The 24050-nt window shown below is 60.5% G+C and carries 21 protein-coding genes and 1 pseudogene; 12 read left to right on the top strand and 10 right to left on the bottom strand.

Features of this window, described 5'->3' with window-relative positions; translation table 11 throughout:
* Positions 1–642 precede the first annotated feature (642 nt).
* The 8 genes and pseudogenes from VOM14_RS28850 to VOM14_RS28815 form a co-directional block, all read right to left on the bottom strand.
* Positions 643–1566, bottom strand: a complete 924-nt coding sequence (locus tag VOM14_RS28850) for a 2-hydroxyacid dehydrogenase (RefSeq protein ID WP_327632131.1) — start codon at positions 1564–1566, stop codon at positions 643–645.
* A gap of 6 nt (positions 1567–1572) precedes the next feature.
* Positions 1573–1788, bottom strand: coding sequence for a hypothetical protein (locus tag VOM14_RS28845; RefSeq protein WP_327632130.1), 216 nt, complete (start codon positions 1786–1788; stop codon positions 1573–1575).
* 361 nt (positions 1789–2149) lie between these two features.
* Positions 2150–3070 carry a cysteine synthase A gene (gene cysK / locus VOM14_RS28840; protein ID WP_327632129.1) on the bottom strand — a complete coding sequence of 307 codons (921 nt, stop codon included), beginning with the start codon at positions 3068–3070 and terminating at the stop codon, positions 2150–2152.
* A 359-nt stretch (positions 3071–3429) separates the two neighbouring features.
* Positions 3430–4137, bottom strand: a pseudogene (ltaE, locus tag VOM14_RS28835) (low-specificity L-threonine aldolase); the annotation flags it as partial.
* A 69-nt stretch (positions 4138–4206) separates the two neighbouring features.
* Complete coding sequence (locus VOM14_RS28830) at positions 4207–5679, bottom strand: NAD-dependent succinate-semialdehyde dehydrogenase (RefSeq protein ID WP_327632128.1); 1473 nt, start codon at positions 5677–5679, stop codon at positions 4207–4209.
* Positions 5676–6683, bottom strand: coding sequence for a homoserine kinase (locus VOM14_RS28825; RefSeq protein WP_327632127.1), 1008 nt, complete (start codon positions 6681–6683; stop codon positions 5676–5678). The genes VOM14_RS28830 and VOM14_RS28825 overlap by 4 nt, the downstream gene beginning before the upstream one ends.
* A gap of 21 nt (positions 6684–6704) precedes the next feature.
* Entirely contained in the window at positions 6705–8117 is a 1413-nt protein-coding gene (gene thrC, locus VOM14_RS28820) for a threonine synthase (RefSeq protein ID WP_327632126.1), read from the bottom strand.
* 39 nt (positions 8118–8156) lie between these two features.
* The gene (locus tag VOM14_RS28815; RefSeq protein ID WP_327632125.1) at positions 8157–9287 is read right to left on the bottom strand and encodes a DSD1 family PLP-dependent enzyme; all 1131 of its coding nucleotides are present in this window, start codon (positions 9285–9287) and stop codon (positions 8157–8159) included.
* Positions 9288–9725: 438 nt separating this feature from the next.
* On the opposite strand from VOM14_RS28815, the gene VOM14_RS28810 reads away from it, so the two are divergent.
* The 5 genes from VOM14_RS28810 (at position 9726) to VOM14_RS28790 (ending at position 14399) form a co-directional block, all read left to right on the top strand.
* Entirely contained in the window at positions 9726–10532 is an 807-nt protein-coding gene (locus tag VOM14_RS28810) for an ABC transporter substrate-binding protein (RefSeq protein WP_327632124.1), read from the top strand.
* Positions 10533–10762: 230 nt separating this feature from the next.
* Entirely contained in the window at positions 10763–11419 is a 657-nt protein-coding gene (locus VOM14_RS28805) for an amino acid ABC transporter permease (RefSeq protein ID WP_327632123.1), read from the top strand.
* Positions 11420–11427: 8 nt separating this feature from the next.
* Positions 11428–12237: an amino acid ABC transporter ATP-binding protein gene (locus VOM14_RS28800; RefSeq protein ID WP_327632122.1), complete on the top strand. Its 810-nt coding sequence runs from the start codon at positions 11428–11430 to the stop codon at positions 12235–12237.
* Positions 12238–12336: 99 nt separating this feature from the next.
* Positions 12337–13071 (top strand): cupin domain-containing protein, encoded by a 735-nt coding sequence (locus VOM14_RS28795; protein WP_327632121.1) that lies wholly within the window; start codon positions 12337–12339, stop codon positions 13069–13071.
* Between the two features lie 2 nt (positions 13072–13073).
* Positions 13074–14399, top strand: a complete 1326-nt coding sequence (locus VOM14_RS28790) for an NAD(P)/FAD-dependent oxidoreductase (protein ID WP_327632120.1) — start codon at positions 13074–13076, stop codon at positions 14397–14399.
* Positions 14400–14453: 54 nt separating this feature from the next.
* On the opposite strand, the gene VOM14_RS28785 is transcribed toward VOM14_RS28790, so the two are convergent.
* Positions 14454–15374, bottom strand: a complete 921-nt coding sequence (locus VOM14_RS28785; protein WP_327632119.1) for a LysR substrate-binding domain-containing protein — start codon at positions 15372–15374, stop codon at positions 14454–14456.
* Between the two features lie 165 nt (positions 15375–15539).
* Between VOM14_RS28785 and VOM14_RS28780 the strand changes: the two genes are divergently transcribed.
* From VOM14_RS28780 to VOM14_RS28750, 7 genes are all read left to right on the top strand, one after another.
* Positions 15540–15944, top strand: coding sequence for a RidA family protein (locus VOM14_RS28780; RefSeq protein ID WP_327632118.1), 405 nt, complete (start codon positions 15540–15542; stop codon positions 15942–15944).
* Between the two features lie 53 nt (positions 15945–15997).
* Positions 15998–16900 carry a GNAT family N-acetyltransferase gene (locus tag VOM14_RS28775; RefSeq protein ID WP_327632117.1) on the top strand — a complete coding sequence of 301 codons (903 nt, stop codon included), beginning with the start codon at positions 15998–16000 and terminating at the stop codon, positions 16898–16900.
* Positions 16901–16983: 83 nt separating this feature from the next.
* Complete coding sequence (locus VOM14_RS28770; RefSeq protein WP_327632192.1) at positions 16984–18228, top strand: NAD(P)/FAD-dependent oxidoreductase; 1245 nt, start codon at positions 16984–16986, stop codon at positions 18226–18228.
* Positions 18225–19682, top strand: coding sequence for an aldehyde dehydrogenase family protein (locus VOM14_RS28765; protein ID WP_327632116.1), 1458 nt, complete (start codon positions 18225–18227; stop codon positions 19680–19682). The genes VOM14_RS28770 and VOM14_RS28765 overlap by 4 nt, the downstream gene beginning before the upstream one ends.
* Positions 19683–19752: 70 nt before the next feature.
* On the top strand, positions 19753–20937 hold the full coding sequence (locus tag VOM14_RS28760; RefSeq protein ID WP_442955599.1) for a M20 aminoacylase family protein: 1185 nt from the start codon (positions 19753–19755) through the stop codon (positions 20935–20937).
* 205 nt (positions 20938–21142) lie between these two features.
* Positions 21143–22936, top strand: coding sequence for a methyl-accepting chemotaxis protein (locus tag VOM14_RS28755; protein ID WP_327632114.1), 1794 nt, complete (start codon positions 21143–21145; stop codon positions 22934–22936).
* A gap of 100 nt (positions 22937–23036) precedes the next feature.
* Positions 23037–23726 carry a sensor histidine kinase gene (locus VOM14_RS28750; protein WP_327632113.1) on the top strand — a complete coding sequence of 230 codons (690 nt, stop codon included), beginning with the start codon at positions 23037–23039 and terminating at the stop codon, positions 23724–23726.
* Positions 23727–23840: 114 nt separating this feature from the next.
* Here VOM14_RS28750 and VOM14_RS28745 read toward each other — a convergent pair.
* Positions 23841–24050 (bottom strand): hypothetical protein (locus tag VOM14_RS28745; RefSeq protein ID WP_327632112.1); only part of this gene is annotated, 210 nt, incomplete at its 5' end.

Genomic DNA, 24050 nt, shown 5'->3' with positions numbered 1-24050 from the left:
TACCGAGCCCGCAGGGCGACATCGAAGCCGCTATCAAGCCCGACGATGCGCATTTCGCCGACAGCCACCTTGTCGTCGCCGACAACACTTTTTGTGGCGAGGTGCTGCGTACGCTATACATGCACGACGTCGTTGCCCTAGGGTAGCGCCACAGATGCGCACGCACATCGATGGCGCGCGCGTCTGCAACGCAGCAGTCGATCCCGACGGTGGCGACCGTCGAGCGTGTCAAGTGCACGGTGAAGCCGCCCGAATATGTTATCCGCCCAGGCAAGCCCGGCTCGTGCTGAGGGTTATTTTGCTGACGGCTGATTCCTGCCCATGCCCGGAGCAATTAAATCATTTGAGTTCTTCCACCGATCCACTCGCTGATTGCGCGGCGTGATCATTGGCGGACGACGTCAAGTCGTGGTCGAACGCTGATCCCTGCTCGCCTTCGATCGAATAGTCGATCTCGGTGCAGCAGACGACGGAGAAAGCGACCAGTGCTACGCAAGCAACAACACAACGACTCGGGCACGAACGGACGTTAGCATCGGTTGGTCTACCATTCTTATGATTTGTTTAAGTTGCATACGCACGCATATGCATATGCGCCCGGCGCGTCGAAATGACGTCGCAAACAAGCGCGGATCGATAGCCTCAATATCCGCGCGCGCGGTCTATTTGCCCGATCATCGGCTCGCCCGCCCGATGACGGCGCACGTTTTCCAGCACAGCGTCGACGGCCGTGACGGCGCACGTGGCGCTTGCGATATGCGGTGTTATCCGAACCCGAGGCTGCGTCCAAAGCGGGTGGTCGACAGGCAAAGGCTCCGGATCAGTCACGTCGATGACGGCGCTGTGGATTTGGCCGCGATCGAGGGCATCGAGCAGATCGCCTATAACTAGTTGCGGCCCTCGGCCTACATGCACGATTGACGCGCCTTTGGGTAGTGCACCAAATATGCGTTGATCGAGGAAACCGCGCGTCGCGTCGGTGAGCGGCAGCAAGCAAATCAGCACGTCTGTGCGCGCGAGAAACGCAGCGAGCGTGGCATCGCCAGAGAAGCATTCGACACCCTCGACCTCGCGCGGAGAACGGCCCCAGCCGGCGCATGGAAAACCAAACAGCCGCAGTCGTTCGAGCACCGCGGTTCCGAGCATGCCGAACCCTAGCACGCCGACGCGCCGCGAGGCGGCCGGGTGCAGCTGGATGGGCTGCCACACGCGAGCCCGTTGCTGCATCGCATAATCGAAGAGATCGCGATGGATCGCGAGCACCGCTTCGGTTACATATTCGACCATTCCGTGGACAAGGCCAGGCTCGATCATGCGCACGACCGGCAGATCGGCAGGAATGCGGCTGAGATCGAGCTGATCGACCCCCGCGCCAATCGAGAACACCACTTCGAGATTGGGCAACGTGACGGCGAGACCGTCCGGCTGCCAGGCAAGGAGATAGCGGATCGCGGCGGGATCGCCTACGTCGGGCCACATGCGAAACGGAATGTCGGGGGCTAGCTTAGCGAAGCGTTCGGCCCAAATTGCACCGCGCACCGGATCGGACTTGTAGAGCACGGTCATCGTCGGTTACCCCATTGCCTGGTTAATGATGCCGGACATGCGATACGTCGCATCCGGTTCTCCGCTATGCTGCCTGGCCAACTGATTGCACACCATCTTCACGAACCAGTCGATGCGCACCATGCCGAGTGCACTCAAACAGTCGCCGAGCTCGGCGCGGCCCGGCACGTCGATGCTGATGAACTCGCCGGCGTGCTTTGCGAGCCATTGTCCGATCAGCACCTTCGCGCCCCGATCCTGGCGAAGGCGCTGCCATGACCCAGCGATCGACGTAACCGCGACCGCGACCGAAGCCGGCGCGCGATAGCAACAATCCCATCAATGCGCCGCCGCGTTCTAGCACGACGCGCTGGGCGACATCGAGCACCATGAGAGACTCGCGCTGCGATCTAATCACTCGCGCGCGGCGCGAGTTTGATGACGTTTGGTATGTCCTCCGTTGTCCGCCGACGCAGTTGCTCGCCGGCCGGCGGCGTGACGGCCGGCACGCCGCCGACCGTGCCTTGATGCTGATCGACCGTGCTGCACGTGTCGACGTCAGGCTTTTCGTAAAGCGTCTTGCCGTCGGACGCGATATGGAAGATCAGTACGGTGCGAACAAACCAGAGCTTGCGTAGCGATCTGCCGCATCCGGCAACATCGCCAGCACCGTCTTGCCGGCCATCTCGGGGCGTTGGAGCAGTGTCAGCGCAGCGTGAACTGCCGCACCGGCTGAGATACCTGCGCAGATCCCTTCGCGGCGTGCAAGCTGCCTCGCGCCAGTGAAGGCGTCCTCGTCGGAGACAGCAATGACCTCGTCGACCAGTTTCCGATCGAACAGCGGCGGCACAAAGCCCACGCCGATGCCCGGAATTTTGTGCTGACCAGACGTACCTCCGGATAAAACGGCAGAGCCTCGCGGCTCGACCGCTACTATCCGGATGTCGGGGCGCCGCTCCTTGAGTACGCTCGCAATGCCGATCAGCGTGCCGCTCGAGCCCACCGCTGCTACCAGCGCGTCGATTTTGCCTTCTGTGTCTGCCCAGATTTCCTCAGCCGTCGTGCGCCGATGCACGGCCGTGTTTGACTCATTGTTGAATTGATCCAGAAGGATCGCCCCCGGGATTTCCTGCTGCAGCTGCTTGGCCAGTTGCACCGCATCCGCCATCAGAATGCCGGAAGTATGACGCACCTCCGCGCCGAGGTACTTAAGTAGTGCCGTGCGCTCTTCCGACATCACCGCGGGCATGACGACAATCAGCCGGTATCCTTTGACAGCGGCGGCCACGGCGAGACCGATACCCGTGTTACCCGCTGTCGCTTCGATCAGCGTGGCTCCCGGGGCGATACGGCCGCTTTTCTCCGCGTCGTCGATCAGCGCCAGACCGACGCGATCCTTTATACTGCCCCCTGGGTTACGCATCTCCAGCTTTGCCAGCAGCTGGCCGGGACGGTCACCGGCCAGGCGCGAGAGTTTGATCACGGGCGTATGGCCGATAGTGCGCAGAACATCTTCATAAATCATAAGCTAGCTCCTTCAGTAACCCGCCTTTTTCCATAGCGTACGCGAAAGGAAACCGCAATCGCCGAGGTTAGGCAGTCGATTGGTGACGAAGTGGCTGTCGGAAGATTTAAAACGAAACGCTCGCCAAAGTTTTCCGACTGCCGCCGGTTAAGCATTTTTCGTCTACAGCCAAAACTCACCTGTCAGTACGACGCCTAAGAAATCAGTTGCGGTGTCGCGATCTATGGGAAAAGATGGCCGGTTTCATTGATTCTCCTGTCGATGGAACCGTATTAGTGGAGCGATCAGAACGATGCTACGGCCTTGATGGCGCGTTCGACATCCTTCCGACACACGTCGAGGTGCGTGACCCAGCGGATGCGGCGCATGGAGCCGCCCAGCATCTTGCGCACGCGGCTCGCCTGGCGGATGAAGTCTCGGGAGCCCAGCAGCAGCGACCCCACCGGCGCACCCAGCCCCTTCGAGAGACATAGCGATACCGAATCGAAACCTTCGCAGAGCTCGCGCGCACGCTGCAGCGGATCGCCGCCGTCGGCGAGCGCGACGGCCGCGTTGCAGAGGCGCGCGCCGTCAATGTGCGAGCGCAATCCGTGGCGCTCCGCCAAAGCAGCGACGTCGTTCATGTATTGCATAGGCAGTACCTTGCCGCCGAAAGTGTTTTCAGCCACGACGAGGCGTGTGCGGGCGAAGTGCGGGTCGTCGGGCTTGATGGCGGCTTCGATGTCGTGCAAGGCGATGGTGCCGTCGGGCTCGTGCTCCAGCGGCTGCGGCTGAATCGAACCGAGCACCGCCATACCGCCTGCTTCCCAGCGGTTGGTATGCCACTGTTGGCCGACGATGGCTTCTTCGCCGCGCTGGCAATGCGTCATCATCGCGATGAGATTGGTCTGCGTGCCGCTGGGCGCGAACAGTGCTGCCTCGAAGCCGAGCATCGCGGCGGCGGTCTCCTGCAGGAGGTTGACGGTGGGGTCTTCCCCCATGACGTCGTCGCCCAGTGGCGCTTCCATCATCATCTGCTTCATTGCAGGTGTGGGCTGCGTGACTGTGTCGCTGCGAAAGTCGCTCATGTTGTCGTCAATACACGATCGATAAAGAAAATGCGGCGAGGCTAGCGGGCGCGCGAGCGTCGAACACGCTCATTCGAGGTTGCCCTCGCAGAGATACTTGATCGAGAGGTAATCATCGAGGCCGTACTTCGAGCCTTCGCGGCCATAGCCCGATTCTTTCACGCCGCCGAATGGCGCGGCCTCACTCGAAAGCGCACCTTCGTTGATGCCGACGAGTCCCGCTTCGAGCAGGCGCGATACGCGATCGATGCGGCGCAAATCCTGGCTATAGAAATACGTTGCGAGGCCGAACGGTGTGTCGTTGGCGGCGCGGATTGCTTGCTCTTCGTCGTGGAAACGGAACAGCGGCACCACAGGGCCGAACGTTTCCTCGCAATTCAATTGCATATCGGCCGTGGCACCGGCGAGGACAGTCGGCGCGTAGTAGTTCAGGCCGAGTTCGGTCAGGCGCTTGCCGCCTGTGAGCACCCGTGCACCGCGCTCGATCGCGTCGTTCACGTGACGGTCGATCTTTTCGACCGCCCGGTGATTGATCATCGGGCCGATTTGCGCCTCTGGATCTGTCGCGGGCGCGACCTTTAACGCGGCAACGCGCATGGTGAGCAGATCGGCGAACCTATCGTATACCGGCGCTTGCACGTACACGCGATTCGGGGAGACGCACGTCTGCCCGCCGTTGCGAAACTTTGATGCCATGAGCCCCGCGACCGCGGCCTCGAGATCCGCGTCGTCGAACACGATGAAAGGCGCATTGCCGCCGAGTTCGAGCGAAAGCTTTTTCAACGTCCCCGCCGACTCGCGCGCCAGATACTTGCCTACCGGCGTTGAACCGGTGAAAGTGATCTTGCGCACGCGTCCGTCGTCCAACCAGTCTTTGACGGACTCAAACGCGTTGGCTCGCGACGTACTGATGAGATTGAGCACGCCTTTGGGAACGCCTGCTTCATGTGCGAGGAGGACCAGCGCGAACGCGGTGAGCGGCGTGTCCTCGGCCGGCTTGCCGACAACCGTGCAGCCTGCCGCGAGCGCCGGCGCAATCTTGCGCACGATCATCGCGAGCGGAAAATTCCACGGCGTAATTGCCGCGACAATCCCTACCGGTTCCTTCACCGCGCTCATGCGCTTGCCGCGCTGCTGCTGCGGAATAATATCGCCATAGATTCGTGTTGCTTCATTGGCAAACCATGCGACGTATGACGCGCCGTACATCACCTCGCCACGCCCTTCCAGAAATGGCTTCCCCTGTTCCAGCGAGATGAGATGCCCGAGCGTATCCGCGTGTTCAATGATCAGTGCATGCCAGCGATGCAGCACGGCGGCGCGGTCCTTCGGCAAGGTATCCCGCCAGGCGGGGAAGGCGCGCGCGGCGGCATCGGTGGCGGCTCGCGCATCGGCAGGGCCGCTGTCGGCAACTTCAGTGATGACTTCGCCCGTTGCCGGATCGGTCACGGCAAAGCGCTTGCCGCTTGCGGCGGGAACCCACTCGCCATTGATGAAATTGTCGGCTCGAATCAGATCGCGCAATTGATAAGCTTTTGTCATGATGTCAACGTGTTTGCGTCCGGGAATGAGGAAAGTGATGAGCACCGGTGACGGCACAGCACGCGAAAGAAGTGATCCGGGTCATGTGCATGGAGCAATGCCGATTCGCGAGGGAAGTGCAAATCCACCAGGCGCGATAGCCAAAACCTCAAAGCCGCTGCTCTGAGCACTGCGGGCAAGTAGCGTCGCTCCAGCGAGCTCAGCGGGCGAACGCGCTCATAGGCTTTAACGAAGACAGTGGCCATGGCGGGCAGTAGTGCTCCCGACCGGCGATCGATACACCAGTCATTCAGACACACTGCGACGTCGTATATGAATACATCGGTTCCCGCGAAGTAAAAATCGAAAAAGCCCGACAGCTTTTCCACGCCGGTTCGGTTGTCTGAGCCGGCCGCAGAGGCGAACAAGACGTTATCGCGAAACAGGTCGCCATGTACGAAGCCTCGGGGCAGTGTCCGGTACAAGCGATCACTGGCGAGTGCGTGCTGGAACCTGAGTTCGTCAAGAAGAACGCCGCGCCGTTCGTCATCGAGAAACGGCAGCAACCGGTCAGCGGCCTGAACCCACCAGTCAAAGCCCCGCAAATTGACTTGCTCCAATTGGAAATCACTGCCGGCTTGGTGCATGCGCGCCAGCATGTCGCCGACTTGCTCGCAATGGTGCGGCGCAGGTTCGAGACAATGCCGCCCTTCCAGCTTAGTCACGACACAAGCGGGTTTGCCGTTCAATTCCAACAGTATCCGGCCACGGGCATCCGCCTTTGGCTCAGGCACGGGGATTCTCTTTCGGGCCAAATGCTGCATCAGTTGCAGGTAGAACGACAATTCCTTTTTGCCCAGCCGCTCGAAGAGGGTGAGCACAAATTCACCTGCGTGCGTTGTAACGAAATAGTTGGTGTTTTCAATTCCGCTTGGAATGCCGCGTAGTGAAGTCAGCTTTCCGAGCGTCAGCGGTGCGATGAAAGCAGCAGCTTCTTGCTCGGAGACGGGAGTAAATACAGCCATGACACGTGCCTCTCGATGGGCTCAGGCGTTGCAATGCCGGGCGATGTATGCCATCACTGCATCGGCCGACGCCGCGATCAGCTCGCAGCGCCGGGGGCGTTGCTCCAGCTCGGCAACCGATGCGGGCCGCGGCGCTTCCTGCCCGGTCGCCTCGCGGATGATGTCCGCGAACTTCAGCGGCAGCGCGGTTTCGAGCACGATGGTTCGAATGCCCGGTTGAACCTGGTCGCGCGCAACCTTGACACCATCGGCGGTGTGCGGATCGATCATCGTGCGATGGCGTCCCCAGGTATCGGCAATCGTCCGCAACCGGTCCGCGTGCGTGCTCTTGCCCGACACCAAGCCATAGCTGGCGATGCGCGCGGTCTCTTGCTCTGTCAGATTGAACTGGCCGCGCTGTGAAAGCGCTTCGCCAAACAGCTGCCCGATGCGCTGGGCATCCCGGTTCAACAAATCGAAGACGAAACGCTCAAAATTCGATGCCTTCGAGATGTCCATCGACGGGCTGGAGGTCACCATCGTTTCGTGGCTGGTGCGAACGCGATATCGACCGGTCTTGAAAAACTCGTCAAGCACATCGTTTTCGTTGGTGGCCAGCACCAGCTTCTCGATCGGCAGCCCCATCATGCGGGCGACGTGGCCGGCGCAGATATTGCCGAAATTGCCGGAGGGGACACAAAACGAGACGCGCTCGCTGTTGTCGTTGGTCGCCTGAAAATAACCGGAGAAATAATAGACGACCTGCGCTAGCAAGCGCGCCCAGTTGATGGAATTGACCGTGCCGATATTGTGTTGCCGCTTGAACGCGAGGTCGGCAGAAACAGCCTTGACGATATCCTGGCAAGTGTCAAAGCTGCCCTCGATCACGAGGTTGTGGATGTTCTTGTCCTGCAGGCTGAACATCTGCGCCTGTTGGAACGGGCTCATGCGCCCATGGGGGCTCAACATGAACACCTGGACGTTTTGCTTGCCCCGGATGGCGTATTGCGCCGCGCTGCCGGTATCGCCCGAGGTGGCGCCGAGAACGTTCAGTTCTGCGTCGCGGCGCCCCAGCTCGGCTTCGAAAAGGTTGCCGAGCAACTGCATCGCAATGTCCTTGAACGCGAACGTTGGCCCATTGGACAGGTTCAGCAAAGCGATCGATTCGTCGAGCTTCCGCAAAGGTGCGATCTGCGCGGAGCCAAACGTCTGCTGCGTGTAGGTCCTGGCGATGATGGTGCGTAGTTCGTCAGCGGGAATGTCATCGATGTACAGCGAAACAATCTCGAAGGCCAACTCGGGATACGACAGGCCGCGCCAGTGCTGCAGCGTTGCGTCGTCGATCCTGGGGTAGGTGGTGGGCACGTAGAGGCCACCATCCGCCGCCAGTCCTTCCATCAATACTTCGGAAAACCGCAAGCCCGCGCTGGCACCACGGGTCGAGACATACTTCATAACGAGGCTCCCTCTCGATGGATTCAAATTCGTCGCTCGTTACCAGCCATAGAACCGTGGCCAGGTTTCTACATTGCCATCAGGACCGACGGCCTGGTAGGCGGGATGCTGTGCGCCGGTGGCGCACGCATGATTGGGCAATATCCGAAGGCGCGTCCCGATCGGAAAATGTTTCTCGATCTCGTGATCCGGCGTACCCGACCGGGAGACGATCCCGTGCTCCTGGTTCGCACCGCTCATCAGATACTCGCCCAACATCTCTCCGCTTTCGCGACAAACGAGCCCGTATCCAAAGTCGCGCTTCTGGCGCTGGGTACCGCGGTCGCGACTCATGGCCATCCACCCCGCATCGACAATGGCCCAGCCTTTCTCGCTCTGGTGCCCGATAACGGTAGTCAACACGCTCAATGCGATCTCGGATGTGTCGTTTACGCCGACGTTGTGCATGACAAGATCGAACATGACGTAGACGCCTGCGCGGACTTCGGTCACGCCTTCCAGATGTTCGGCGGCCAACGCTGTCGGTGTCGATCCGATGCTCACGACGTCGCACCGTAGGCCCGCTGCCCGAATGCGTTCAGCGGCTCGCACGCAGCGCGATCGTTCCTGCTCAGCGATGCGCACGAGCTCGTCGCGGGTATCGTAGTCGTAGCTTGAACCGGCATGGGCCAAAACGCCACCGAGATGCATTCCGCCGTTGGACAGGGTCGCTGCGACAGCGAGAAGCGCGTCGTCATCAGGTGCGATACCTGAGCGGTGACCGTCGACGTCGATCTCGATCCAGACCTCGAAGGGCTCGTCGTGTGCTCGACCGAACGCAGCGATGGCCTCGGCGCAGGTGACGCTGTCGGCAACGATTTTCAGATCGCAGCCTTGTCGGCGCAGTGCCAGCGCCTGCGCGAGTTTTGCCGGCGCCATGCCCACCGCGTAGACGATGTCGCGAATGCCGCTTGCGAAGAATTGTTCGGCTTCCTTCAGTGTGGATACGGTGATGCCGTGTGCTCCGGCGTTCACTTGTGCCCGGACTACCTGCTCGCATTTAGTCGTCTTGACGTGCGGACGGAACCTGACGCCGAGCGCGTTCATGCGTTGCTGCATCCGTTCGATGTTGCGGTGCATACGCGCGACATCGATCACTGCAGCGGGTGTGTTCAACGACTCCAAATTCATCAGCGGCTCCTGGCAATTCGTGGCGCGGTCGGTTTCGATGCCGGGCGGCGCACGAGGAGTAGCCACTATAGAAGTTAGCCGAGAATTTGTGCTTAATGAAGAATAAACCGGCCATTAAGCCACCCTGAATGGCGAATGCGTGAAGGTCGCGCGCGCTCCGGCATTAACGGTGGCTTAACGTCGAATTTTTTGGACATTAAGCATGGGAAAAAGATTCTTTCCTATAGTTTGCGGCATGGACCTGCCGCATGCGGTGGGCGTTCCACCGGCGCGAGAAGGCGAGCGCACCCGTGGGTGCGGCCCACCGGCTCACGCCATCGTGCCTGTCCAGATGCTGCTCTTTAGTATGAAGAGCAAAGCGGCCGAATCGTCATGCAACACGCGGGCCCGATCCGGCACGTCCCTGCATATTTGATGACTTTTAGTTGAGGATCTGTCATGTATTCACATACATCGCAACGCGTCACCGGCTCGCGGAGCTGCTTCTTCCAGCGCCTTCTATGGGCTGCTGCCATCGCCGTCCCAGCGGCACTTAGCGCTGGTCATGCATGGGCAGCGCCAGTCAACGTTTCTGCCGGGACCACGCCATCGAGCGTGCCGAATGCATTCCTGGATATGAAAACGCACGAGATTCAAGGCGTCATGCCGGATGTGATTCGTGCAATCGGGAAACGCGAGGGTTTCGATGTGTCCTTCGACGTCATCCCGTTCTCAGCGCTGATCCAATCCGTCGTCTCGGAAAAGATCGACCTCATCGTCGCGGGCATGACGCCGACGCCCAAGCGTGAAGAGGTGATCGACTTCTCGCAGCCGGTGGCGTTTTTTGGCAAAGGGATCATCGTCAATGCTTCGGACAAGAACAACTACCGCACCGTTGAAGATCTGAAGGGTACGGTTGTCGGAGCAGGTCTCGGCGAGGAAACCTCAGATGAACTGATGAAGCTTGGCATCTTCAAGGAGGTCAAGCTCTACACCACAGGGGCAGACATGGCGCGTGATGTCGCGTTGGGCCGTATTACGGCAGCGTTCAACGACTATCCGGTCTGGAAGGCGCAGGAAGCGGCGGGTACGCTGCAAGGCTGTCGGGTTGTAGATGGATTTACGCCACTACGGAAGGTGCCCATTGCATTCGGTGTGAAGAAGGGAAATGCTGCATTGCTTGCGAAGATCAACGATGGGTTGGCGAAAATGAAGGCGGACGGAACGCTGGACGGCATCCTCAAAAAATGGAAGTTTGGTGGTTGACAAGAAGACGTCAGATCGATTTTTGCAGGGTGCATCGCGATGTATTCTGGCTGGGTCCTATGTCCGCCGAGACCCGGCCAGAAGGGCGTCCATGAGTATGGCCGATAGGTAAGGAGACGGCCCGGTTTGCGCCAGTATCCGAGCGTAGCGTGCGAGCCGATGGAGCGCCGCCGCTGTGACGAAGATCGGCGCCGGGTTATGCAGTGCAACGATTATTAGAAAGGCGAATCATGCGTTGGAGCGACATAGTCGAATTTGTCCCGATCCTGCTTCAGGGGGCCGGGATGACGATCTTCATCACCGTTAGCTGTCTGATTTTAAGTACCGCGCTCGGTCTCGTCTGGGCGCTCCTGAAGATGTCACGGCATGCGCCGGTCAGGCGCGCTGCCACCACGTTGATCAACCTGGTCCGTGGGCTGCCGATGATCGTACTGCTGTTTTACATCTACTTCGTCTTTCCCTCAATCCATCTGCAGATGAGCGCGCTGCAAGCAAGCATCGTGGGGCTTGCCTTCGGCTATTCCACTTATGTCGCGGAAATCATCCGGTCGGGCATCGAGTCGGTGGATCAAGGTCAATACGAAGCGGCGCAATCCATCGGAATGGGCCGCGTCAAGACCATGACCCGGGTGATTCTTCCCCAGGCGATCAAAGTTGCGCTGCCGCCCTATAGCAATACGCTGGTATCGATGCTCAAGGATTCGTCGCTTGCATCGACGATCACCGTGGCCGAGATGACGCGTCAAGGATCGCTTATCGCGGCCGCCACGTTCCAGAACCTGGAGGTCTACACACTGGTGGCGGCGGGATATCTCGCGATGAGCCTTCCGTTGATGAGTTTGACGAAGATGCTCGAACGGCGCTTCGGCAAACATAAGGTGAAGTGAGGCTGCAAATGATCGAAATCAAAGACGTGCACAAGAGCTTCGGCGACGTGCCGGTACTCAAGGGTATTACGTTGAAGGTGAACGAGGGCGAGGTAGTCTGTCTGATTGGAGCGTCGGGCTCGGGCAAGTCGACGCTGCTTCGATGCATCAATGCCCTGGAGTCCTACGATTCGGGTGAGATCAAGCTGCTGGATCAGGTGGTCGAGCAACGCTCGCGCCATATCAATCAGCTGCGCACCCGGGTCGGCATGGTTTTCCAGCGCTTCAATCTGTTCCCACACCGTACCGCGGTCGAAAACGTTATGGAAGGGCCAGTACACGTGAAGCGCGAGCCAGTTGAGCAGGCACGTCGCGAGGCAATCGAATTGCTGCATAAGGTCGGCCTCGGCCAGAAAATCGACGCGTATCCGCATCAGCTGTCGGGTGGCCAACAGCAGCGTGTCGCGATCGCACGGTCGCTCGCAATGAAGCCCAAGGCGATCCTGTTTGACGAGCCGACCTCCGCCCTTGATCCGGAACTTGTGGGCGAGGTGCTGAGTGTCATGCGCACGTTGGCGCGCGAAGGGATGACGATGCTCGTCGTCACGCACGAGATGGGGTTCGCCCGCGAAGTGGCCGACCGTGTCTGCTTTCTGCATGCGGGCCTCATCATCGAGGAGGGTAGTGCGAAAGACGTGCTCGGCTCGCCGCGCGAAGCGCGTACGCGGGAATTTCTGCGCCATGTGCTGACACACCACATCGAAGATCCGCACGCCCACAACGGTAGCGCGCCGTCGTGCACTGCGGGAACTGCCGTGAACCCCCTCAAAAGCGTATGAAACTGTGCTTTAGACCTCTCAATTCAGCATAGGCGGAATGCCGTTGTTGATTGAATTCAGATAAACGAACCATCGCCCGCCATATCCTTAGGAGCAAAAGTGACCGTAGCATTCGTATTGCACCGTGCCGACGGTGCGCCTGTTTCAACTGCCTTCCGCAGAGCAGCATTCGGCACCCACGACCCGTTCGCGCAACATCGGGAGATCGCTTGGGAAGGATCCGACTCGATGGCCGCGGGCCGTGTGAGCTTTATTGGCGAGATCGACGTAGCGCGCTTTCCGCACATCGAGACCCTCGTCGTTGTCGAAGGCAAGCTCACGCTAGAAGCGGCCGGAATGGCGACTTTGGTACTGGGTCCGGGCGCGGGCGTGGTGATTGGTGGCGGCACTGCGCTTCGCGCCCGAGCCGATTCGCGCACGGTCTTCGTGTCCTGTGCGGCGCGTTGCAACGAACCCACGAAGAGCGGCATCGTTCCTTTGCGCGTCGACGCTGACTTCAAGCCGTCCGCAACGCTCCCAGCCGAGGTGCTACTCGGTCCAGCCCCGCAGTGCCGAAGCGACAATGTATTCACCGATAAAAGCGCGGAGTACAGCGCGGGTACGTGGGATTCGACGCCTTACCATCGGATCGTTCGTCCGCATCGGGTGAACGAGTTCATGTATCTCGTGGCTGGGGGCGTGCGGTTCGCGGCGCCTGATGGCAGCGTGCAGTCGCTTGGCACCGGCGAGGCGATCTTTGTGCCCCAGGGCGCGCCGATCGGATGGGAGAGTCGCGAGCGCGTAGCGAAATTTTACGTGACGCAGAACGTTCAGACTTCAACCGAGCGAGGCTGATCATGTCACCTCCGCTGCAGCAGATTCAAACTTCGCCCACGCTGCCAGCCGCCGCCGACGTGGTGGTGATCGGCGGCGGCATCATCGGCGTCTTTGCCGCGTACTACCTGGCCCGGCGCGGGGTTTCAGTCGCGCTGGTCGAGAAGGGGAGAATCGGCGCCGAGCAGTCAAGCCGCAATTGGGGCTGGTGCCGGCAGCAGAACCGTGACGCTCGCGAATTGCCGATGGCGAGCAAGAGCCTCGACCTCTGGGAACAATTTGCGATCGAAACGGGCGAAGACACGGGCTTTCGTCGTTGCGGGCTGCTGTACCTCAGCAATGACGACGCCGAATTGTCCCGGTGGGCCAGTTGGGGCGACTTTGCGAAGACTGCGGGCGTGACAACTCACATGCTGGACAGCCTCCAGGCTACCGAGCGGGGGCGAGTGACCGGGCGTGCCTGGAAAGGTGGCGTCTTCTCGCCGACCGACGGCACGGCCGACCCCGCCAAGGCCGCGCCGGCGGTGGCAGCTGCGCTCATGAAGTTAGGCGGCAGTGTCATCCAGGCGTGCGCGGCCCGCGGCCTCGAACTTCAGGGCGGGCGGGTCAGCGGCGTGGTCACGGAAGCCGGCGTCATCAAGACCCGGACGGTGGTGCTTGCGGGTGGCGCCTGGGCGTCGTCGTTCTGCAGACAGCTTGGCATCCGTTTTCCGCAGGCGTCGATTCGTCAATCGATACTCAGCGTCTCTCCTGTGGAACATCGTTTGCCCGATGCGCTCTTCACCTCCGGCATATCGGTTACTCGCCGAAACGACGGACGCTACGCACTGGCCATCAGCGGGCGGGCGCGCGTCGATGTGACGGGCCAATTCCTGCGTTTCGCGCCGCAATTCGTGCCGATGTTCGCCGCGCGCTGGCGCAGCCTTCTTCCGGGTGGCCTTGAGGGCGTTCGTGGCGGCCATGAAACGCTAAAACGTTGGCGGCTCGATGCGCCGACGCCAATGGAGCGAATGCGCATCTTGGATCCGACGCCCGATCGCGCGACGGTCGTCGAAACGCATCGCCGCGCCATCGAACTTTTGCCCGAACTACGCGACGCGAAGATTACGCATGCATGGGCGGGCTTCGTCGACAGCACGCCGGATGGCGTTCCAGGAATTGGCGAAGTACCGGGCGTACCGGGATTGATCCTGGCAGCGGGCTTTTCCGGGCACGGCTTCGGGATAAGCCCCGGCGCAGGCCACCTGATCGCCGATCTCGCCACCGGTGTCGAGCCCATCGTGGACCCCATACCGTATCGACCGGGCCGATTCGCCTCCTCTGCATGGGGAAAGGTCGCTGATTTTTAGATGGGGGCGCATGCGGCGTAACGCATCCGTGGCGCTAGGCGGCGCCTGATTGAATCAACGGCGCCAGGGCACGGGGTCGAAGGCTCGCTTTGCGGCTTCCAGAAACACACGCTGACGAATGGTCAGGCCTTGGCGCGTGGGCGTCAGGGCCATGACCGGTGCAGGTTCCAGGTGCCATGCCGGAAGAATGTGCTTCAGTTTCCCCTCTGCGATCAGCCGCGCGCAATCCCATTCCGATCGCGCGACAACGCCGAGGCCGGCGACGGCCCAGTCTCTGACGACGGTGCCGTCGTTCGAAGACAACGCGCTGCTCAAGCGGACCATCACGCCCTTGCCGATGCGTTTGCCTACAGCATCGTGCTGGGCAAAACGCAGACGTGTCACGTCTTCATCGTTTTCTCGTAAGGTCAGGTAGGGATGCCGGGTAAGTTCGGAGGGATGCTTGAGCTTTGACAGCGAACGTGCAAGGGCGGGACCTGCGCAGAGAAAGCGGTCGTTCGGCGCCAGAAAATGTCCCACCCAGGAGGAGCCTTTGATGTGGCCGATCGAAACGATCGCGTCGGCGCCCGACGCAGACGCGAGCGGACTTTCGACCAAAATTAGCGAAATCGCCAGATGGGGGTGTGAGCGATGGAGGTCTCGCACGAGCGGCGCGACATATTCCCTGCCGAATCCGAATGGAGCAACGACGCGCAAATGACCACTTACACCAGCAGAGGCTCCGGAGACGCGCGATGGAATGGACTCGATCCGCTCCAGGATCTCGATGGCTTCCTGAACAAGGCGCTGTCCTTCGTCAGTGAGCGAGATGCCTCTCGCTGCGCGGGTGGCAAGACTTACCCCCATTCGCTCTTCGATGCGCTGAAGACGTACCGTGACCGCAGGCGGCGTCAGGTCCAACAACCTCGCCGCTGCCGCAAGCGATTGCGATACGCCGAGCACACGCAGCAGCTGCATGTCTTCCAGTTGAAGCATTAAAGGTTCCTTAACGATGGATTCATTCAAGATTAAACACAATCAAAATAATTTTTTCTATAGTACGTCGCATCCGCTTGCCAATGGCGGGGCGCAATTAATCCTGCCGAAGGGCTGGCGAAGCGCCCTGAATTCAGCGACATACTTTTGCATGGAGCGCCTTTGATGGGCCAGAGCGAATACAGTATGGACCGACCGCGGACAATGAACCCGGTCGGAATGGCAACGCCGGGTGGGCACTACAGTCACGTTTCGGTCACACATGGTCTGATCTTTGTGTCGGGCCAACTGCCGATCGACTCGAGCGGACGAAAACTTGCGGACAGCTCCTTCGAAGACCAAGCCGAGCAGGTACTGGCGAATCTGGCGTCGGCGCTCGCCGGCGCTGGCAGCAAAATCAGCAAACTGGTCCAGGTCCGTGTCTATATCGTCAATGTTGACCATTGGGCGAAATTTAACGAAATCTATGCGCGTTGGGCTGGTGATGCGAGACCCGCTCGGGCGGTCGTGCCGGTTCCTGCGCTGCATTACGGCCTGAAGATCGAAGTCGAAGCGGTTGCGGCGGCGTAGCCCCGAGTGGGCTGCGCTTCAGGCCAGACGGAAACATTCAATAGGGGAGGTTAATGAAACACGATTCCTTCGCGAACGGCCCGGCTTCGGCAACGGGTGTTCGGTATCGCAAGTTCACTCCGGCCGACGTACCGGCGGCTCACGCGCTCTCCATGGCGCTGGGTTGGCAGCATAGGCCGGAAGACTGGCAGTTTTTCGCCGATACGGCGACAGCGTTCGCGGCCGAAGAGCAGGGTGTCGTCATTGGTACTGCGATGTGCTGGAAGTTCGGCGCGGACCGGGCCTCACTCGGTCTAGTCATCGTGTCGTCGGCGCACCAGGGCCGCAGTATCGGCCGTAAGCTGATGGAGATCGTCCTCGAAGAGTTAGGGCCACGTATCACATTCCTGCATGCCACGCCGGCCGGTCGTCCGCTCTACGAAAAGCTCGGCTTCCGCGTGTGTGGATCGTTGGAGCAACACCAAGGGCATGCCGGTAAGCCTCTGCCCGTTGCGTTGCTCGCTAGTGAGCGAATGCGTACAGGCACCCCTGCCGACTTCCCCGGCCTCGTTGAACTGGCTTCGCGCGCGTCGGGCCTCGAGCGCCATGCGCTTTTGTCCTCAGTGCTCGAGCGCGGGGAAAGCGTCGTGCTGGAACGCGACGGTGAGATCACCGGATTCTCGGTGTTGCGGCGTTTTGGGCGGGGGCACGTGATCGGCCCTGTAGTCGCGCTTCGTTCGCATGACGACGCCCGCGCAAAAGCGTTGATCGGTTACTGGCTGAGCGGACGAGAGGGCGAATTCGTCCGGATCGACGTGCCCTCGGAAACAGGTTTGAGCGAGTGGCTGAGCGAACAGGGACTGCAGCGCGTGGACATCTGCTCGAAGATGGTTCTCAATGCACCTGCCCGCGAGCATATCGGCGCACCCGATCCCACTTGCCGCTTGTACGCACTAGTCAGTCAAGCCACGCTTTAGAGGCGCAATACGGACCGTCTGATATGCCGCTTGCACGCATGGTATCGGGTATGAGCACGCGCCCGGCCGCTTTGGAGTTTGTCATGCATTTGGGTTCTTACTGGCTCGATACGTCCGAAGCATTCGCCAGCAACTCGCCTGACACGGGCAGCGGAAGTTGCGACGTAGTCGTGGTGGGCGGAGGAATCACCGGCTCAGCGGCGGCCTTGGCGCTCGCCAAAAAAGGCGCGCGCGTGATCGTTTGCGAAGCAGGCACTGTGGGACAGGCCGCGTCGGGTCGCAATGGCGGCATGTGCAACAACGGCTTCGCGCAGGATTACGCCTCACTCTCGCAGCGGATCGGCACGGAACTGGCCAACCGACTCTATCTTGCGTTCGACGCGGGTGTCGACATGGTCGAGCGGCTCGTCAGGGAGGAGTCGATCGATTGTGCTTTCGCTCGCACAGGGAAGCCGCAGCACTTCGATAAGCTTGCGAAAAGCCAGGCGTTGCTTGCCGCGAGTGTGGACCCTGACACGCGCCTTGTGACAAAGACGGAGCTTCGCGACGAGATCGGCTTGGACCGTTATCACGGCGGGTTGATCTTCAAGAAAAGCGCGGGGATGCACGTCGGTCGCTATGTTCGTGGTCTCGCGAAAGCTGCGCAAGCGCGTGGCGCCCATGTTCTGGAGCAGGCGCCGGTACTGGGATTGCAGCGGGAACCTCGGGGCTATATCGTGCGGACGCCGCGCGCAGAGATCCGCGCGCCGCAGGTGCTGCTGGCGAGCGGCATCTCGCAGCTGGGACCGTTCGCGTGGGTTCGGCGAAGAATCGTGCCTGTCGGGGCGTTCATCATCGTCACCGAGCCTTTGGCTGTGGAGCTGCTCGACCGTTTGCTGCCCACTCGCCGGATGGCGACCGACACCAGGAACTTCGTCAATTTCTTTCGTGTAACGCCCGATAACCGGATGCTCTTTGGCGGACGCGCACGTTTCGCGACATCGAACCCGCGCTCCGACGAAAAGAGCGGGCTGATCTTGCGGCAGCAGATGGTCACGGTGTTCCCCGAATTGGCGAACGCGCGCATCGACTATTGCTGGGGCGCCATGATCGACATGACCGCCAACCGCCTGCCGCGCGCGGGCCAGCGTGACGGGGTCTATTACTCGATGGGCTATAGCGGCCATGGGACGCACATGGCCACGTTGATGGCGGAGATCATGGACGGACGCGCCGATCTGAACCCGTGGAAAGATTTCGACTGGCCCGCTATCCCCGGCCACTTTGTCAAGCCGTGGTTTTTGCCATTCGTTGGCGCATGGTATCGAATCAAGGACACGCTGCAATGACTTCACCTCTTCCACATCTGATTCAGGCAGGACGGCTCGACCGTTTTTACATCGACGGCGAGTGGACTGCACCCGATGGCAACGATCGAATCGCCGTTATCTCGCCTTCCACCGAGGACGCAGTCTGCGAGATTGCACTTGGCAACGCGCGCGACGCCGAGCAGGCAGTGCTCGCCGCGCGTAGCGCTTTCGCCGGTTGGTCGACAACTTCGCCGCAAGACCGTGCCGCGCTGCTCGGCCGCGTTCATACGCTGATGCTGGAGCGCGCCGAACTGTTCGCCGCTGCGTTGTCAACGGAAATGGGCGCACCCATCAGCTATGCGCGCACCGCGCATGTACCGCTCGCAGCCGAACATATCCGCGTCGCGCGTGACAATCTGGCTGGCTATCCGTTCCGGACGCAAAGGGGGACGACTGCGGTCGTACGTGAGCCGATCGGCGTCTGCGCGCTGATCACGCCCTGGAACTGGCCGATCTATCAGATTACGGCGAAGGTCGGCCCGGCACTCGCAGCCGGCTGCACGGTGGTGCTGAAACCCAGTGAACTCTCACCGCTGAGCGCCTTGCTGTTTGCTGAAGTCATCTCGGACGCTGGCGTTCCGGCGGGCGTATTCAACCTCGTGAGCGGTACCGGCCCGGAAGTCGGGACGTTGCTTGCGTCACACCCGCAAGTCGATATGGTGTCGATCACCGGCTCGACGCGTGCGGGCGTGCTGGTTGCGCAGGCAGCTGCGCCGACAGTCAAGCGCGTGGCGCAAGAACTCGGCGGCAAGTCGCCGAACGTCGTGCTACCCGATGCCGATCTACCGCGTGCCGTATCGCTGGGCGTTGCTGCCGCGTTTCGGAACATGGGTCAGTCGTGCAGCGCGCCGACGCGCATGATCGTGCCGCGCGGCGTGTTGCGGCAGGTCGAAGCGTTGGCCGTCGCGGTAACCGAAAGCATGATCGTTGGCGATCCGTTCTCCGACGCCACGACCCACGGTCCGTTGGCCAATCGTGCGCAGTTCGGCAGGGTGCAGGAGATGATCGAAGTCGGCATCGACGAACGGGCCCGTTTGCTCGTGGGCGGAGCAGGAAGGCCAGCCGACCTGACCAGGGGGTTCTACGCCCAGCCGACAATCTTTTCCGAAGTCGATACGAAGATGAGGATTGCTCAGGAGGAGATCTTCGGGCCCGTCCTTGCCATCGTTCCCTACGACTCGGTCGAAGAAGCGATCGCTATTGCGAACGACACGGTGTATGGGCTCGGCGCGCACGTTCAAGGCGCAGACAAGGCACTGTTGCACTCGGTCGCCGCGCGCATTCGTTCGGGTCAGGTGCATCTGAACTATCCGGCCTGGGATCCGCAAGCGCCGTTCGGCGGATACAGGCAGTCCGGCAATGGCCGGGAGTACGGGATCGAAGGCATGGAAGAGTATATGGAAGTAAAGTCGATCCTCGGCTTCTACGATTGATACGGCCGTTCTACCCGACGCGGTAACGCGTCACGGCGTCGACTCTATTCGCTTTCCAAAGGTGCCCAGATTGAATACCTCCGCAACGGTCGACTCTTCGTTGGACGCGCATCATGCGCATTGGGCGAAGTTGCGACGCGACCTGCATGCCCATCCCGAACTGCGGTTCGAAGAGCGCAGGACGGCAGACGTCGTCGCACGTGAGCTCGAATCGCTCGGCTACGCGGTATTGCGCGGGCTGGGCGGCACGGGCGTGGTCGCGAGCCTGCCCGGCGCCGACCCGAACCGTGGCATCGTGCTGCGCGCGGACCTCGATGCGCTGCCGATCCACGAGGCCAATGACTTCGCGCACGCCTCATGTGCGAACGGCGTCATGCATGCGTGCGGACACGACGGGCATACCGTGATGCTACTGGGCGCCGCGCGCGTCCTGAAGCAGCTGCCCCCGTTGCCCGGCACGGTTCATTTCGTGTTTCAGCCTGGCGAGGAGGGGGGCGCCGGCGCACGGAAAATGATCGATGACGGCCTGTTCGAGCGATGTCGGACGGAAGCGGTCTTTGGCATGCACAACTGGCCGGGTCTGCCTGCCGGGTATTTCGGATTGCGCACCGGCCCGATCATGGCCGCGGGGTGCCGATTCAGAATCACGGTAACAGGCAAGGGGGCGCATGCGGCTCAGCCGCACCTGGGTCTCGACCCGATACCGCTCGCCTGCTCGATGGTGCTCCAGTGTCAGACTATCGCGGCGCGGCACAAGGATCCAGTCGATCCGGCTGTGGTTTCGGTTTGCATGCTCCACGCGGGCGACACCGACAACGTCATTCCGGATAGCGCCGAGTTGCGCGGCACGATTCGCACGCTCTCGTCGGCTTTGCAACAGAAATTGCAGCGCGACATCCAGCTAATGTGCCAGGGACTGGCCTCCGCGTATGGCGCGCAAGTCGAGGTAACGTTCTTCCAATACTATCCGGCAACGATCAACACGCCGGCCGAGACCGCGCTGTGTGAAACGGTTATTCGTGAGACGTTTGGCAATGAGCGCCTCGACAGTCACATTCCTTCGAACATGACCTCGGAAGACTTCGGCTTCATGCTCGAGGAGCGGCCCGGCACCTATGTGCTGATTGGTAACGCTACCCCGGGTGCGGCCGCCCGGTCGCTGCATCACCCGGAATACGACTTCAACGACGCCATCATTCCGGCCGGTGTCCGATATTGGGTTGCTTTGGCGCAGCATTATTTCGGTGTCTTGTAGCGCCTTGGGCTCTTTCTTCGTGCTGTCATCCGCTAACCCCGGTTCCGCACAGCGGGCGAAATACGTCGCGCCAACGATCGGCATTTCCCATCCCGGCCCGTGAATTACGTGTCATCGTCGTAAATGACCGCGACGTCTGATGTTTCATGCCAAGCCCGGCGTATCCACGCCGATGTAAGCAGCCATACGATCTATATACTATCCGATGCTATCGTCCATTCGCGCGCGCGTTGTCCTTGCATGCGTAGCGCTCGTAGTTTTCTCCGCCGCTTGCAGTACTGCGAGCGATTATTGGATCGCGAAGGCAAGCATGGATGCCGCGATTAGCCGCGACCTAACGTCATCCGCCAATGAGCATTCCGCCGCAATCGGTGACTGGATCGCCGAAAAGACGCGAATGATTTCGTCGTTGCAAGATGTTGTGTTGGCCGGTGACCCCGGACCCATGCTCAAGCAGATCGCCGTCGCCGGCGGGTTCTTTGACGTCGGCGTCGGCTTTCCGGACAAAACCGCAAAGTTTACGGACTGGCCAAACATTCCGTCTAGTTACGATCCTACCAGCCGCCCCTGGTATAAGAGCGCCGCGCAAGCAGGCAAGCCGATTGCCCTACCCTACGTGAGTACGAGCGGGGCGTTGTTGGTCGCTTTGGCTGTTCCGGTAGTGCGTGACGGTGTACTGAAGGCCGTTCTGGTGGGCGATGTCGCATTAGATAGCGTAGTTGAGAACGTGAAGTCTATTCGCCCGACACCGGGAAGTTTTGGGATGCTTATCGACCATGCCGGTAAGGTCATTGCGCATCCGGATGCACAGCTTAGATTCAAACCGGTCAGTGACGTCGCAGCCGGATTCGCGGGAGACACTCTCACCATGCGCGGTGAGGGCAATGTCCCAACGAAGTTCCTGGTTGGAGGAAGAACGAAGCTCGTGCGCGCCCAACAGGTGCCAAATACCGACTGGGACGTTGTCGTTGCTCTGGATGAGTCTGAAGCGACAGCTGCGACGCGTTCTCTACTACTCGGTTCACTGGTGTCGCTCCTCATTGTGGCCGGCATCGCATCCATCATCGGGGGCGCCATCACTGCGACCGCGTTCCGGCGCCTCGGGAAAATATCCCAAGCGATGGCGGCGATCGGCTCGGGCACAGGCGACTTGACGCAGCGTTTGAACGACGAGGGACGAGACGAAGTGGCTAACATCGCGCGGTCCTTCAACCAGTTCGTCGCTAAACTTCAGACAGTAATGTGTGAGATCCGCCGCGCCAGCGAATCGGTACGGACGGCAGCGAATGAAATCGCTGCGGCCAGCCAGGATCTATCGGCCCGTACCGAGTCGGCTGCAGCCAGCGTGCAACAGACGGCCGCATCGATGGTGCAGATTGCGGAAACGGTAGATAGGTCGGCCGCAGCGGCACTCCTCGCCGACGAGCGATCCGGTATTGCGGCGAAAATCGCTTCGCGCGGCGGCGAGATCGTGTCAGATGCCGTCGACACGATGGGAAATATCGAGGAGGCGTCCGGTCGGATCGGTGAAATCATCGGCGTGATAGACGGCATCGCGTTCCAGACTAACATCCTCGCGCTTAATGCTGCTGTGGAGGCCGCCCGGGCAGGGGAGCAAGGCCGGGGTTTTGCGGTCGTCGCCCATGAGGTCCGTAGCTTGGCACAGCGCAGCGCCCAAGCAGCCCGTGAAGTGAAGGACCTCGTGGAAACAACGGTCACGCGCGTAACTGCCGGTTCAAGCCAGGTACATCGAGCGGGCGAAACGATGAGCGAAATCATTGCCAATACTGCCGGCGTTCAATTGATTATCTCAGACATCGCTCGCGCAACGACAGAGCAGACAAGTGGGATCCAGGAAGTCAATCATGCGGTGTCGCAACTCGATGGAATGGTGCAACAGAACGCCGCGCTCGTCGAAGAAACCACCGCGGCAGCAACGTCCCTGCAGGCACAGGCAAGCGCCTTGGCACGTAGCATCGGACAATTCAAGACGGAGTAGGTTTTTTCATTGGCGGTTTTGTTTTGCGATGAAACGATAACCGCGTATTTTTAGGCGAGGCCTGTCGCGCCTCGACGGCAACCGGGAGTAGGCGTCGACGATGAGGACTATACACACCAAACGACGATTGCTAGCGCTGCCCGAACTAGATTCAATTTGCCTGGAAGCGGCCCGTGAGGCTGAGCGAAAGCGTATCGCGATGGAAATGCACGATGAGCTGGGACAACTTCTCACCGCGCTTCGAATTGAAGTTTTGCTTCTGAAACAAAATATCGCGGACGATCTGGTTGCGCTACAAAAAGCAGATGAGATGAAACGGCTCGTCGATTCCATCATGGGGGTTGTACGTGGTGTAGTTAATCACATACGGCCAGCTGCGCTGGACTTTGGGATCGTGCCCGCCCTTGAGTGGCTTGCGGATGACTTCCGTCGCCGGACAAGGATCCCGTGTTGTCTTATTGCGGTGGGCCCGGAACCTTCTCTTTCCGAATTGCATACGGTTGGGATTTTCCGCATTGTTCAGGAGTCGCTGACGAATATTTCACGCCACGCGTTTGCATCGCAGGTTGAAATTCGGCTAACGAAATCCGGTTCTAGGGTTGAACTGATTGTGGCCGACAACGGGAGAGGGTTCGATATGCCAGTGCGTCGCCTTGGGTCTTACGGGCTGGTGGGGATGGCCGAGCGGGCGAGGATGATGGACGCGCACTTAAAAATCGAGAGCAGGCCGGGAAACGGTTCCGTGGTGCAGTTGCGTGTCCAGGACGATAGTCTCAGTGCAGATGGGTAGAACAATCCAACCGGTGCGACGGGGATTATGACTAGACCAACACCTCCGGAAGATTGGCCGCTGGAAGGAGGTCTGATGGCCTTGCATGAGAGTCACGGGCTGTTGGGTGAACCATTAAACGGTTGATGTACGGAGCCCGGCCTGTTTGCGCATCGTCTCGTGCAACGGCGGCCAGACTTGTGCCGCAGGTGAAACCGGCAGGAGATATGCTCGGATCTGGTGTACGGGGGAGTTGAGGCGGGAGATTGAAGGCGGTGGAGGTTTTAGCTGAGAATCTGATTGTCGAAGCCGGAAACCAGCAAACAACAAACCATCCACCATGAA

It is taken from the genome of Paraburkholderia sp. MPAMCS5 (assembly GCF_036016995.1).
Classification (GTDB): domain Bacteria; phylum Pseudomonadota; class Gammaproteobacteria; order Burkholderiales; family Burkholderiaceae; genus Paraburkholderia.
The sequence above is the reverse complement of the archived record's forward strand: the minus strand, read 5'-3'. Positions and strand labels throughout refer to the sequence as shown.

What these genes read in the sequence shown, in the direction of transcription:
- VOM14_RS28815 (WP_327632125.1), bottom strand. Translation starts at nt 9,287, where the DNA reads ATGAATTTGGAGTCGTTGAACACACCCGCTGCAGTGATCGATGTCGCG.
- VOM14_RS28825 (WP_327632127.1), bottom strand. Translation starts at nt 6,683, where the DNA reads ATGGCTGTATTTACTCCCGTCTCCGAGCAAGAAGCTGCTGCTTTCATC.
- VOM14_RS28750 (WP_327632113.1), top strand. Translation starts at nt 23,037, where the DNA reads ATGAGGACTATACACACCAAACGACGATTGCTAGCGCTGCCCGAACTA.
- VOM14_RS28785 (WP_327632119.1), bottom strand. Translation starts at nt 15,374, where the DNA reads ATGCTTCAACTGGAAGACATGCAGCTGCTGCGTGTGCTCGGCGTATCG.
- VOM14_RS28850 (WP_327632131.1), bottom strand. Translation starts at nt 1,566, where the DNA reads ATGACCGTGCTCTACAAGTCCGATCCGGTGCGCGGTGCAATTTGGGCC.
- VOM14_RS28810 (WP_327632124.1), top strand. Translation starts at nt 9,726, where the DNA reads ATGTATTCACATACATCGCAACGCGTCACCGGCTCGCGGAGCTGCTTC.
- VOM14_RS28755 (WP_327632114.1), top strand. Translation starts at nt 21,143, where the DNA reads ATGCTATCGTCCATTCGCGCGCGCGTTGTCCTTGCATGCGTAGCGCTC.
- thrC (WP_327632126.1), bottom strand. Translation starts at nt 8,117, where the DNA reads ATGAAGTATGTCTCGACCCGTGGTGCCAGCGCGGGCTTGCGGTTTTCC.
- VOM14_RS28780 (WP_327632118.1), top strand. Translation starts at nt 15,540, where the DNA reads ATGGGCCAGAGCGAATACAGTATGGACCGACCGCGGACAATGAACCCG.
- VOM14_RS28775 (WP_327632117.1), top strand. Translation starts at nt 15,998, where the DNA reads ATGAAACACGATTCCTTCGCGAACGGCCCGGCTTCGGCAACGGGTGTT.
- VOM14_RS28805 (WP_327632123.1), top strand. Translation starts at nt 10,763, where the DNA reads ATGCGTTGGAGCGACATAGTCGAATTTGTCCCGATCCTGCTTCAGGGG.
- VOM14_RS28765 (WP_327632116.1), top strand. Translation starts at nt 18,225, where the DNA reads ATGACTTCACCTCTTCCACATCTGATTCAGGCAGGACGGCTCGACCGT.
- VOM14_RS28800 (WP_327632122.1), top strand. Translation starts at nt 11,428, where the DNA reads ATGATCGAAATCAAAGACGTGCACAAGAGCTTCGGCGACGTGCCGGTA.
- cysK (WP_327632129.1), bottom strand. Translation starts at nt 3,070, where the DNA reads ATGATTTATGAAGATGTTCTGCGCACTATCGGCCATACGCCCGTGATC.
- VOM14_RS28830 (WP_327632128.1), bottom strand. Translation starts at nt 5,679, where the DNA reads ATGACAAAAGCTTATCAATTGCGCGATCTGATTCGAGCCGACAATTTC.
- VOM14_RS28790 (WP_327632120.1), top strand. Translation starts at nt 13,074, where the DNA reads ATGTCACCTCCGCTGCAGCAGATTCAAACTTCGCCCACGCTGCCAGCC.
- VOM14_RS28770 (WP_327632192.1), top strand. Translation starts at nt 16,984, where the DNA reads ATGCATTTGGGTTCTTACTGGCTCGATACGTCCGAAGCATTCGCCAGC.